Source organism: Ezakiella massiliensis, assembly GCF_059862345.1.
Window position 1 is genome coordinate 36537 of sequence record NZ_JCBCEO010000001.1, and the last position, 13456, is coordinate 49992.

7 protein-coding genes are annotated in these 13456 nt (G+C 39.2%); 5 read left to right on the top strand and 2 right to left on the bottom strand.

Annotation, left to right across the window (positions count from 1 at the left end; translation table 11 throughout):
- Positions 1–300: 300 nt before the first annotated feature.
- The gene (locus AC6FXG_RS00175; RefSeq protein WP_500571078.1) at positions 301–1260 is read right to left on the bottom strand and encodes a 2-hydroxyacid dehydrogenase family protein; all 960 of its coding nucleotides are present in this window, start codon (positions 1258–1260) and stop codon (positions 301–303) included.
- 759 nt (positions 1261–2019) lie between these two features.
- Here AC6FXG_RS00175 and AC6FXG_RS00180 point away from each other — a divergent pair.
- From AC6FXG_RS00180 to AC6FXG_RS00200, 5 genes are all read left to right on the top strand, one after another.
- The gene (locus AC6FXG_RS00180) at positions 2020–2169 is read left to right on the top strand and encodes a hypothetical protein (RefSeq protein ID WP_500571079.1); all 150 of its coding nucleotides are present in this window, start codon (positions 2020–2022) and stop codon (positions 2167–2169) included.
- 399 nt (positions 2170–2568) lie between these two features.
- Positions 2569–3339 carry a hypothetical protein gene (locus AC6FXG_RS00185; RefSeq protein WP_500571080.1) on the top strand — a complete coding sequence of 257 codons (771 nt, stop codon included), beginning with the start codon at positions 2569–2571 and terminating at the stop codon, positions 3337–3339.
- 334 nt (positions 3340–3673) lie between these two features.
- Positions 3674–7570 carry a Rib/alpha-like domain-containing protein gene (locus AC6FXG_RS00190; RefSeq protein WP_500571500.1) on the top strand — a complete coding sequence of 1299 codons (3897 nt, stop codon included), beginning with the start codon at positions 3674–3676 and terminating at the stop codon, positions 7568–7570.
- A gap of 428 nt (positions 7571–7998) precedes the next feature.
- Positions 7999–9384, top strand: coding sequence for a tryptophanase (locus AC6FXG_RS00195; RefSeq protein ID WP_500571081.1), 1386 nt, complete (start codon positions 7999–8001; stop codon positions 9382–9384).
- An 864-nt stretch (positions 9385–10248) separates the two neighbouring features.
- Positions 10249–11451, top strand: coding sequence for an ATP-binding protein (locus AC6FXG_RS00200; protein WP_500571082.1), 1203 nt, complete (start codon positions 10249–10251; stop codon positions 11449–11451).
- A gap of 189 nt (positions 11452–11640) precedes the next feature.
- Here AC6FXG_RS00200 and AC6FXG_RS00205 read toward each other — a convergent pair whose 3' ends face one another.
- Entirely contained in the window at positions 11641–13014 is a 1374-nt protein-coding gene (locus AC6FXG_RS00205) for an MATE family efflux transporter (RefSeq protein ID WP_500571501.1), read from the bottom strand.
- Between the last annotated feature and the right edge of the window lie 442 nt (positions 13015–13456).

Sequence of the window (13456 nt, forward strand, 5' to 3'; positions counted from 1 at the left end):
GTAGAGTCCGATTTATTTCGGACATATCGGCCGCGTGGGCTCTCGATGCCCCGCGGTCGAAGAATATTGACGAATAATATATGAAGACTCAATGTAAATAATATAATGAATATTGATAAGAACGTAGGTAGCGGCCATCCTTTATGGTGGCCATTCCGGACCCGATTCCCGTTTACGGGATGAGGTGTTCGGCCCTTATACGGCAGATGGTTTTTAATAATTGCAATTTAATTGTATTCATCAATCGCATTCTGCCCACTAATTTACACAAAAAAGAGACCTTTCGGTCCCTTACATAATTTAATTCACCTTATTCTCCGCCTTTTTTCCGTTTAAAACCAATCCAATATTCTTCGCTGCAATCATCCCCATTTCCTCCCGTGCCTCTATGGTCGCATTGCCCAGGTGGGGGGAGAGGACCACATTGTCGAGTTTTAGTAAACCCTCTGTGACGGTCGGTTCAAATTCATAAACGTCCAGGCCTGCACCTGCGATTGTCTTTTCTGCTAGTGCATTGACCAAAGCCTCTTCATCTATTATCGGCCCCCGTGAAGTGTTTACCAAATAAGCAGTATCTTTCATTTGTTTAAAAGCATCCGCATCAAACAAATGGTGGAGATCTTTGGAATATGAAGAGTTAAGGGAAATCACATCAGATTTTTCCAAGAGGTCATCAAAAGAAACATAAGTCGCACCTAATTCTTTTTCTTTTTGCTCGTCCAAACGTGTCCTTGAATGATAAATCACATTCATCTCCAAGGCCTTGGCCCTCTTGCACACAGCTTGGCCAATCCGACCCATACCAAAAATTCCCAGGGTTTTGCCAGCGACCGATGGCCCTAAACCATAGGTCGGCTTCCATCCTTTAAAATTTCCTTGGCGCAAAGAATCTTCGCCCCGAGTAATCCCTCTCATAACATCTATGATTAGACCAATGGCAATCTCCGCAGTCGATTGAGTCGAGAACTTTGCCGGCGCATTTGTAACCACAATATTCTTTTCGGCCGCCGCCTTGATATCAATATTATCAAAACCCGCACCAAAATTAGTGATGATTTCCAAATTATCGCAAGCCTCAATAATCTCCCTGTCAATCTTCTCAGACAAAGGGACGAGTAGGGCACTTGCATCCTTGGCCCGCTTGATCAAATCCTCCCTGTCCAAAAAATCCAAACTATCATTATAATCAATTTCAAAATCCTTATTCAGTTCATCCACCACAGGCTCAGGCACCTGCATGGTAATTAAAATCTTCTTCATAAAACCCTCCTTTATCTATCCACTTCATACCCAATATGAATAAAAATAAATATTATTCAGTTGTACAAAATATTCACTCGCTCGGCTATGGCTGTGGCGTAACGGCGATCCTGTAATGGTCGCCACTTGACGGCGTCGCTCGATGCTGACGCTGTCAAGATTTATAGAATCAACCTCTACAAAAAGATTATTCTGCGACCTGCTCAACAATAAAAGATTATTTTCCATCGATTCATCAACTCATACCACATTTATAAAAAAACGGGTATATTAAGCTTATGTTACAAAGAAATAATTAGTTGCGATAAAAATATATATTTATATAAATTAAAAAATAATTTACTTATTATATATACAGATAAAATGATATTTATTAAAGGAAAATAAAATTTTATAGAAATTTTTAGATAAAAATAATTATAGAGATATATTTTAAAAAAAATAATTTCAAATGCCTAAAAATCTCAAGTAAGTTAACTGGAAAAAGTTTAAATCAACCTTTGCCATACCCTACATCTTGTGTTATACTAAACACTAGTTAGTATGTCTTTTGATGCTTACTTTTGTTTTTGAAAATATTGACAAATAAAATTCAGCATAAAAAGACTAGCTATAAATATAAATATATAAATAAGAAGACAGGCTAATACACAGGCAAAAACTTGCCACAAGCCCCGGTCTTCTTAAATTTAAGAGAAAAGGAGAAGAATTATGACAAATTCAAAAGGACATTTGTGGCGACCAACCCTCGCCCTAATAATGTCAGTATTAATGGTAGTAACTCTATTACCATTGAATGTATTTGCACAAGAACCTGGCAGTACAGCAACAAGAAATGCATCAGAGCCAGAAGAATCAGACGTTGGCAACGATGCCAGAGATGCTGTTCACGCCTTTGTCGGTGTGTAAACAGGTGGAGACCTAAACCTTCCTTTAGCTGATGCAACAGGTCAACAATTCAAACCAATTGAAGGGGTAAGAGGCTACTTCCAATGGTTTGAAAAAGGTGGCTATGTGTCTCCGGTTTACACAGCAGTATCTGATGCTAATGGTAGGCTAAATATCGGTCTAAAACCATATATAGCAGCAGACGGTAAACTAATTTAATTTGACGCCGACCCTACTGTATCAGCAGGTTATGAAAAGTACCGTTTCTGGGTAGATCAAACTACTATTCCAGAAGGCTACCAACTTCAATACATTACAGGTGAACAAGTTATCTTCCCACAAGGGTCAGCTACCATCACTCAAGGTGGATCTGGTTCAAATACAGCAAAGAATACCCATGAAAACTGGAAGATTCTCTTAATGCAAAAGCCAAAGGCAGAAATGCACCTTAAGGACGCTAAGGAAACTCCAGTTCAATCAAGTACCGGTGGTTATATGACTGGTACAGTATCTTGGGACTACACATCTGGTGTAGGCGGTGTTCAATGGAAGTTTGTTGCTGACCACACTACTCCAGCTCCAGATGTAACTGTAAGGGCATCCTACCTATCTGACTATGCTATGAAGCAAATTTATAGTGCAGATACAGCTAGGCTTATGGGAGTATCTGATGCATCTAAAATCAGAGGAAGAGGATGGACATCTGCTCAAGAAGCAGACCTACAAAAGTGGGTTAAAGAACAAGTAGCCAAAGACCCAACTAAATGGATTGCAGAGACAGTAACTGCCAAGACCAATGCAGAAGGTAAATACATCCTTCAATTTAATGGTACTTGGGGAACTACTAGAAATGCTGAAGTAGCTACTGATGAAAGAGAAGTAGGGGGAAGATACGACGGTTCCCTCCACAAATGGACTGAAGAAGAAGTAAATAGATTAGGAACCGTAGCCAATGACCCTAATGAAGGGACCTTTAACAGAGGCTTAGTCAACTACTGGAATAGGAAGCATATCAACTACGACTGGATGTTTGTATCTACTGATGATACAGATGACCTTCGTGTAATGACTCCTTACAACAACAACTTTTACACATCAATGAATTCTGACTGGGGTATCCACTCAGGTTGGTCAGGTACAGGGTTTTGGTGTAGGTGTTACAAATGCCGTAACAAGTGTCTTAAAATCTGACTTTGTCTTTGGTATAAACAATGTTAAATTTGAAATCACCAACTACGACTCAGGTGCTAACACAGCTATACCAGGCGACGTTGCTGAGACTAAGACAACAGGCCTTCCATATTCAAAGACTTCTGAAAAATTCAGAATCGTTTGGTACGATCAAGATGGAAAGGTTGTTAAAGAAGGAAAGGCAGTTCAACCGAATGCAACAGGCCAAATTCCTTCAGAACCTTTCGACACCAAAGATGTAAAGAAAACAACTGAATTTACAGCTAAACTTTACAGAGTTGATAAAAACGGAAAAGACCAAGAATTAATTGCCGTCGACTCTTTTGTTGTTCAAATCTCCAACTTTGTACTAACTAGATATGAGGACTTCTCAATAAACAATCCAAAACCAATGGATAATGCAATTTACGAAGCAGAAGGCCTACCGGATGGACTTACTATTAATCCGAATAACGGAACTGTTTCTGGTAGACCTACAAAGGCCGGCAAATATTCTGTAAAAATCAGTACAACCATCCAAGACGAGGGTGCTGACATCAAGGGGTCAAGAGATTACAGAGCCCTAGTAACAGATTCGCCTCTAGCTCAAGGGGAAGTTGGACAAGCATATAACCAAGAAGTTAAGCCACAAGAAATCGAAGGCTATGTATTTAAGAATGTGACTTCCAAATTCATGGACGGAAAGAGCATTGAAGGCCTAACTATAGAAAATAATCAAATCACAGGTACTCCTACAAAAGAAGTTCCAGCAACTCAAACTACAGAAGATGGAGCCATGGGACCAAACGTAGAAGTAACTTATGATATCTACAAGCTAAACTCTAAGGGTGAAGAAGTTCTTATGAAAAAAGGTCACAAGGATTATGTGCCTTTAGAAATTACCAAGACAGCTTCACAAGCACCAAAATATGAACCAACCTATGTAGATAAAGATGCAACTCCTGGAACAGAAGTAACTACAGATGCACCTAAGTTCCTAGACGAAAAGAGCACAGAAGCAACAAAACCAGAAGCAAATCCACAACCAAAAGGTGTGAAATTTACTTTAGGCGATGGTGCTCCTCAAGGTGCAAGTGTTGATGAAACAACAGGCAAGGTAACTTACAAACCAAGCGCAAATGACGCTGGTAAGACTGTAGAAATTCCAGTAAAGGTAACTTATTCTGATAATACAACTGATGAAGCTGTAGCTAAGATAAATGTTGGCGAAGCACAAAATAAAGATTACCAACCAGAATATACTGAAGCAGATGGAAAAGCAGGCACAGAAGCAACAGTAACTGCCCCGAACTTCAAGGATGGAAACGGCGAGGAAACTCAAAAACCAGATGGCGTTAAATTTACACTAGGAAAAGGTGCTCCAACAGGTGCAACCATTAACGAAAATACTGGTGAAATTAAATACACTCCAACAGCAGACCAAGCTGGTACAACCGTTAGAATCCCTGTAGTAGCAACTTACAAAGACGGTTCAACAGATGAAGTTGTTGCACCAATTAAAGTTGCACAAGGAGATAATCTAAACTATGAACCAAACTACAAGTCAGTGATAGCCCAAGTTGGTCATGAAGTAACAGTGGCATCTCCAGAATTCCTAGATAATGATGGAAATGTAGTAGCAAAGAAACCTACAGTTACTAAGTACGAGCTAGGCGAAGGCGCTAAAGATGGTGTTACTATTAACGAAACAACTGGTGAAATCAAATACACAGCAGTAGATGCTGACAAGGCAACTAATATAGTAGTACCAGTAAAAGTAATTTACGCAGATGGCTCAGTTGACAACACAACTGCAACAATAGTAGTACCATCAGACGCAGACTTCTACACACCAGAAGCTAATCCATTAGAAACTGAAAAGGGAACTCTTCCAAAGGCAGAAGATGGTATTAAAGATAAAGATAAACTTCCAAAAGGTACAACATACGAATGGGAAACAGAACCAGATGTATCAAAAGCAGGAGAAACTTTTGGAAGAGTTAAGATAACCTACCCAGACGGATCAACTGACATGGTAAAAGTACCAGTAACAGTTAAGGATAACCAAGCAACAAAGACAGACGTAACAGGCACACCAGAAACAGTAAAACCAAACGGTCAACAACAAGACACAGGTTTAACAGTAACAAACAAAGATGACACCACACCAACAACCGTCGAAGCAAAAGACGAAGATGGCAACACAGTTCCAGTAGAAATTGGTGCAGATGGAAAGATCAAAGTCACTCCATCAACAAATGTAGATGGACCAATTACAGTAACAGTAAAAGATGGCGACTTTGATAAAGACAAAACATTTGAAGTACCAGTTGAAGGCCACAAGAAGGGTCAAGACGACAACAATAATGGCAAACCATCACCAGGTACAACTGACAAAACAGACGTAACAGGCACACCAGAAACAGTAAAACCAAACGGTCAACAACAAGACACAGGTTTAACAGTAACAAACAAAGATGACACAACACCAACAACCGTCGAAGCAAAAGACGAAGACGGTAATGATGTTCCAGTAGAAATTGGTGAAGATGGAAAGATCAAAGTAACTCCACCAGCAAACGTAGATGGACCAATCAAAGTAACTGTAGAAGATTCAGACCTACCAGGTGGAAAAATTGAAATTGAAATTGAAGTTGAAGGTCACAAGAAGGGCCAAGACGACAACAACAATGGCAAACCATCACCAGGTACAACTGACAAAACAGACGTAACAGGCACACCAGAAACAGTAAAACCAGATGGAACAAAACAAGACACAGGTTTAACAGTAACAAACAAAGATGACACAACACCAACAACCGTCGAAGCAAAAGACGAAGATGGCAACACAGTTCCAGTAGAAATTGGTGCAGATGGAAAGATCAAAGTCACTCCACCAACAAATGTAGATGGACCAATTACAGTAACAGTAAAAGATGGCGACTTTGATAAAGACAAAACATTTGAAGTACCAGTTGAAGGCCACAAGAAGGGTCAAGACGACAACAATAATGGCAAACCATCACCAGGTACAACTGACAAAACAGACGTAACAGGCACACCAGAAACAGTAAAACCAGATGGAACAAAACAAGACACAGGTTTAACAGTAACAAACAAAGATGACACAACACCAACAACCGTCGAAGCAAAAGACGAAGATGGCAACACAGTTCCAGTAGAAATTGGTGCAGATGGAAAGATCAAAGTCACTCCACCAACAAATGTAGATGGACCAATTACAGTAACAGTAAAAGATGGCGACTTTGATAAAGACAAAACATTTGAAGTACCTGTAGAAGGTCATACAAAAGATGTTGATGATAACAATAACGGTAAACCAAGTCCAGGTACAGATCCAAGTAAACCAGGTACAGATCCAGATCATCCAGATTACCCAGACTATCCTTATTATCCAGGTTACTGGTATGATGAACCATCTCCAGATTACTTGAGGGATAAGGAATATAAACCTTCAAAACCTGAAGTTAAGGCTGAAGAAAGAGAACTAGATGTATTTAGTCAATATGTAATTGGTAACGAAGATCACATGTTCATGCCAAACAAGGGTATTACAAGAGCTGAAGTTGCACAAATTTTTGCAAGGGCTTTACGCTATGACGGATATCAAAGAAAGGGCGAATACAATCCTTACTCTGATGTAAATGCAAATGCTTGGTACTATGACGCTGTCGTAACTACAACAGAAGCTGGTGTATTTAGAGGTACAGATAAGGGAACATTCGATCCTAACCGTGAAATTAAAAAGGCAGAATTAATTGCAACTATTGCAAGATTCCAAGAACTTGGTATTAAAGATGGCAACACCATGAACATGAGACCAGGCCACTGGGCTCTAGGTGAAGTTGAAGCAGCTTACCAAGAAGGATGGTTAGACATCTATACTAGAGGACTTGTAAACTTTGATGCTGATATGGTTATTACCAGAGCAGAAGTAGTAGCAATCTTTAACAGAGCTTTTGGCAGAATTGCAGATATCGCCTATATCGATGCAAATGCTGATAGGCTAACAACATTCAAAGATGTTAATAAATCTGATTGGTTCTACTATGATGTAATCACAGCAGCAAACACTTATGCAAATTACGGTATGGAATGGCTCCACGATTCAGATAGCTTTGATAACGAATTTACAAATCTTAACGATATCAAATGGGATACTGAGTTAAGAAATGATAAGGAAGTTATTGAAACTTTAAGAAGAGTTAAATTCCAAAGAAACGCAAGATAATCTTGCATGAGCAATAGAAAGATGGACACAAAAGTGTCCGTCTTTTTTTGTACATAGATAGAATGATACGGTTGCCCCACACCCTCTCACCCCACAGGGGGGATCGCGGATGTGGAATGGTCGGGATTAACCACGACCGCTACAACGCAGAGCGCAACAGGATATAGATGCCATTTGTATAAGATTGCTCATTAAATTAAAATTTAACGTTTAGGGCGAGACTTTTCGGGCTACATAAAGTAGCCCCTACAGCCGCAAAGCGATACAAAAAATGAAGAGATTTAACACAAATTATAACGCAATCACATTTCTATAATTATTGACAATGGTTTGTGGGATTGTTATAATTAAGGCATAGGTTAGTTATTTATTCGGGTAAATTTTTAAATTTATTTTGAATAAAAATTTTGTAAAACAGGAGGATTTTTATGGCTATTAAATATGTACCAGAACCTTTTAGGGTTAAGATGGTTGAGACGATCAAGATGCTTAGTCGTGAGGAGAGGGTCGAAAAGATCAAGGCTGCCCACTACAATATGTTCAACTTGAAGGGCGAAGATGTTTACATTGATCTGCTGACTGACTCGGGCACAAACGCAATGTCCGCTGACCAATGGGGCGGCGTTATGGTTGGTGATGAGGCTTATGCTGGCGGCAAGTCTTATTTTAAATTGGTTGAGGCTGGCCAAGATATTTTTGGCTACAATTATATTCAACCGGTCCACCAAGGTCGGGCTGCTGAAAAGGTTCTTTTCCCACTTATGATGGGGCCGGGCAAGGTTGCTATTTCAAATATGTTTTTTGATACTACCAGGGCTCACGTTGAGATTGCAGGTGCCAGGGCTATTGACTGTATAGTTGAAGAGGCCAAGGACCCAAGCAAGCGGGCACCTTTTAAAGGCAATATGGATGTGGTTAAGCTTGAAAAGTTGATCCAAGATCATGGTCCAGAAAATGTTGCCTTGATTGTAATGACTATTACAAATAACTCTGCAGGCGGTCAACCTGTTTCAATTAAAAATTTAAAAGAAGTTTATGAAATCGGACAAAAATATAATATCCCTGTTGATATTGACGCAGCACGCTTTGCTGAAAACGCTTATTTCATTAAGCAAAGGGAAGAAGGCTATGGTGACAAGCCTATCAAGGAAATTGTTAGGGAAATGTTTAAGTACGCTGATACCTTTACCATGTCTGCTAAGAAGGATGCCATTGTCAATATGGGCGGACTGATTGGCATAAAGGACAATGATTCACTGGTCCAAAAGGTCAAGGGCAACACAATTTCATTTGAAGGTTTCATTACCTACGGTGGTTTGTCGGGCAGAGACTTGGAAGCTTTGGCCATTGGTCTATACGAAGGTATTGACGAAGATTATCTCAAATACAGGATCGGTCAAATGGAATATTTTGCATCAAAACTTGACGATGCAGGCATTGCCTACCAAGCACCAGTCGGCGGTCACGGGGTATTTATAGATGCAGCAGCAATGTTCCCTCATTTGGATTATACAGAATTCCCTGGCCATGCGCTGGCAGTTGAATTATATATAGAAGCAGGCATCAGGACATGCGAAATCGGGTCTTATCTGCTGGGCAATGATCCGGATACAGGAAAGCAACTGAAGGCAGATTTTGAATTCACTCGCTTTGCAATTCCAAGACGGGTTTACAACCAAGCCCATATAGATTTACTTGTAGATGCCTTAATTGCCATTAAGGAAAGGGCAAAGGATGTGCCGGGGTATAGGATTGTGTGGGAGCCACAACTTCTCCGCCACTTCCAAGCACACCTAGAGCCAATTTCGCATTAAATTTTCAAATTTTCGCAGTGTTCGACTTTTTTCTCCTTGCGGAGGACCTATTAGTCCACCTCAGTCGTAAAAAAGTCTCAGCCTACGAAAATTTATAAAATTTTCTAGCGAAATTGTGGAGAGAGGTTTCAAGCGAAATTAAAAGAAATTAAAATTTAATTTGTAGCGTCCGGTTTATTCCAGACAAAAAATTTTAATTTCTTGGCAAGCATGTCTTGTGTCAGAGATAAAAAATAAATATGAAATAAAAAATAATCGGTCTGTAGCGTCGATCTTTATGGTCGACAAAACCGATTATTTTTTATGCTTCGGGCGATAAAGGACGACAAATTCTCATGCCCACAAGGGGCAATCAAATTTTCGAATATCTGGAATAAACCAGACGGTACATGGCTACAAAGGTAAATTCATGAATATGTCTTCTACCACGCGGCATCGAGCCTGCGTGGCCAAAATGGCCGGGATAAACCACGGCCGCTACAACGCAGAACGCAACAGGATATAAATGTCATTTGTATAAGATTATTCATTAAATTAAAATTTAACGTTTGGGGCGGGACTCTTCGGTCCAGATAAACTGGACCCTACACCGCAGAGCGATATTTGAATGAATGGATTTATTATAAAATGTTCGATTTTTCAATTTTAACACAACGCAAAGCGATTTTTGGATGAATACCATTTGTAAAAGATTGTATATTTATTATATGTTCTACTTTCAAAACTTTAAAAATATTTTAGTTTTGAAAGTGAAAGTCCAAATCACTTTCAAGATATTAAAAAATTGAAAGTTTTGAAAGTGTATGTTATAATACTTTCAAGATATGAAAATTATTTGACTTTTGAAAGTGAGGTGTTTATTGTATGAAAATTATTGATCGTCCGCGGTATTTGGATAGGTTGAAGAGGTTGAGGGGAACTCCTGACATTAAAATTTTAACTGGCTTGAGGAGGTCTGGGAAATCTGAGCTCTTGAAATCTTTTGAAGCTTATCTGAGAGAAAATGAAAAGAATTTAAATATTATAAAAATAGATTTTAATGATTTGAGCTTTGATAATCTTAAGGACTACCAGAGGCTTTTTGCTTATGTGGAAGACAAATATGAAGCTGACAAGGATAATGTCCTGATGATTGACGAGGTTCAACTTTGCAATAAATTTGAGCTTGCAATAAATAGCTTTCACAACAGCAAGAAGTATGATATTTATTTAACAGGATCAAATGCTTTTTTACTTAGCTCTGATTTGGCAACCCTCTTTACTGGTAGGTTTATAGAAATTTCTGTATTTCCATTTAGTTTTAATGAGTACTGTGAATACTTTGACTTGCAGGGAAATTATTCAGACCACCTGGAGGATTATTTGATAGAGGGTGGACTGGCAGGTTCTTATGTTTATAAAGACCGGGAGGATGCGGTAGCCTATATTAGGGATGTTTATAATACCTTGATTAAGAGGGATTTGATCGATAGATATGGGATTAGTGACCTTGCTTTGCTTGACAACATTTCAGAGTTTTTGATGGATAATATTTCTAATTTAACCACGGCTAGCAATATTTCCAGGACTTTAAATGCTAATAACATGACCACAAATCATGTGACCATTGGTAATTATATTAAGTATTTGTGCAATGCTTTTGTTTTTTATAAAGTTAAGAGATACGATATTAGGGGCAAAAAATATTTGCAGACGAGCGATAAGTATTATCTGTCGGACTTGTCATTTCGCTATGCAATTTTAGGGGTTAGGAATATCGATTATGGAAGGGCTTACGAAAATATTGTGGCCATTGAGCTCTTGAGAAGGGGCTATGATATTTATGTTGGGACTCTTTATCAAAAAGAAGTGGATTTTGTTGCTATGAAAGGAGACGAGAAGTTTTATATTCAAGTTTCTGATAATATTAGTAATGAGTATACTTTTGCAAGAGAGGTGGACCCTCTTCTTTCAATAAGGGATGCTTATCCAAAAGTGATTCTCGCAAATACCAGGCACCCAATGTATATGCATAAGGGAGTTAAGATTATGGATATTGCTAGGTGGCTGATGGGAGATGAAGAATAATTATTTTCTATCTCATTTTCAAAACTCTAATTTTTTTTAAGTTTTGAAAGTACGGAATAAAAAAACGCAAAAAACAAAATTTTTTGTCCGGAATAAACCGGACTCTACAGAAAATTTTGTTTTTAGTAAGAGGTTGTAATAATTTTATGCACAAAAAAATCGGGGGGACCCGATTTTTGTTTGTTTTTATTAGCTGAGCATGCTTTGTCGTTTCTTTAAATACATTGTAAATCCAAATAAGACGGTTAGGCCGTTTGAGAGGAGCATGGCTATCCAGATGCCTGTTGAGCCTAGGTTGGTATAGGTTTTTAGGACCATAATGATTGGGAGTCGGAGGAGCCAAAGTCTGGCAAGCGACAAGAACATGGTGAGTTTGGTTTGTCCGAGGCCTTGAAAAAAGCCGTTGATGGCTGAGAAGTAGCCCATAAAGAAGGTGATTGCAGCAGCGTAGTAGATGTATTCGCTGGCTTGCCTCCACAGTTCTATGTCCGCTCTGTCTTTTATAAAGATTGAGAGCAGGGGATCTTTGAAGATTATTAGAACAGTTGCAGCAAAGATTGAAAAGTAAGTGATGATTACATTTGCTCTTTTGAAAATTTCTTTGGTTCTTTCTTTGTTGCCGGCTCCATAGTTTTGGCCGATAATTGAAGTGAGAGCCATGCCGATGCCCATGGCGGCTTGGTTAAAGATGTCAGAAATTCTATTGCCCATGGCAAAAGCAGCGAGTGTCGTGGTTCCGTAGGATTGGATGAAGCCGTTTAGAATTGTAAAACCGATGGCCTCACCTGAAGAACCGAGCGATGCTGGTACGGAGAGAGAAAATAATTCTGCAACGACATTTTTGTCAAAGCTAAAGCCTTTGAGGCTGACTTCGATTGTTGATTTAGCTTTCACGTGAATGTAGCCCAAGATAACCAAGAGGACTTTTGATAAAACCGTTGCATAGGCGGCACCCTCAAGTCCCATGCCGAGGGCAGGGATGCCAAGGACTGAATCAAAGATAAAAAATGGGTCCAAGATTACATTTGACAGGGATGAGATGGCTGAAATAGATGTAATTGCCTTGGTCATGCCTTGGGAATTTAAAATTGATTGATAGGCGAAAAATATTAAATCAAATAAAAGTCCAAAGGCATTTATTTGTAAAAATATTGTAGACTTTTCTAAAAATGTGCCCTTGGCTCCCATCCAGCTGAGGGCTGTGGGTGCAATAATATATAATAAAAATGAAAAGACCAGGCCCATTAAAATTGAAATGACCATGGCGTGGTTGGCGTAAACTTTAGCCTCGTTTCTTTTGCCAGCTCCGAGTTTTTGGCTCATCAGAGATGTGGCGGCAATAGAAATGCCAAGGCCAAAGGCTATAAATAAGTACTGAAGTGGCCAGATAAATGCTGTTGCAGCATAATCTTCAGCCGATAATTGGGCGACGTAAATGCCGTCGACGATCCCGTAAAGGGTCTTGATTAGGTTGGAAATCATTAGGGGAATGGATAAACGCATGATGACTTTTGTAATGTCGCCATGGGTTATGAAGTCGGTTTTATTATCTTTGTATGTAATTTGTTCAGTCATAATTTACCTCGTCGTGTGTATGTTTTATTATTCTATTTTATATAATTGGGATGTAAATGTCAAGATAGTTCGCGTTTCGAAACAATTTACGGTTAAAATCGCGAAAAAGGACGACAAATTCTCATGCCCACAAGGGGCAATCGAATTTTCGAATGTCCACAATAAAGTGGACGGTACATGGCTATAAAGGTATAATCATGTTTTATATCTTCGACCGCGGGGCATCGAACCCGCGCGGCCGAAATGGCCGGGATAAACCACGGCCGCTACAACGCAGGGCGATATAATGGATGAATACATTTCTCCTATGTGTATTGTTCAGGACGTTTGTAGGGGCGACTTTATGTGGCCCGAAAAATGACGATCGCACCTTGAGTGCGTGAGGCATTTTTAAATGTACATCCGCAGATCAATATAAAAGATAAATGTT

Bases quoted from the DNA above. Each gene is read 5' to 3' on its own strand.
- AC6FXG_RS00180 (WP_500571079.1), top strand. From the start codon at position 2,020: ATGTCAGTATTAATGGTAGTAACTCTATTACCATTGAATGTATTTGCA.
- AC6FXG_RS00185 (WP_500571080.1), top strand. From the start codon at position 2,569: ATGCAAAAGCCAAAGGCAGAAATGCACCTTAAGGACGCTAAGGAAACT.
- AC6FXG_RS00175 (WP_500571078.1), bottom strand. From the start codon at position 1,260: ATGAAGAAGATTTTAATTACCATGCAGGTGCCTGAGCCTGTGGTGGAT.
- AC6FXG_RS00200 (WP_500571082.1), top strand. From the start codon at position 10,249: ATGAAAATTATTGATCGTCCGCGGTATTTGGATAGGTTGAAGAGGTTG.
- AC6FXG_RS00195 (WP_500571081.1), top strand. From the start codon at position 7,999: ATGGCTATTAAATATGTACCAGAACCTTTTAGGGTTAAGATGGTTGAG.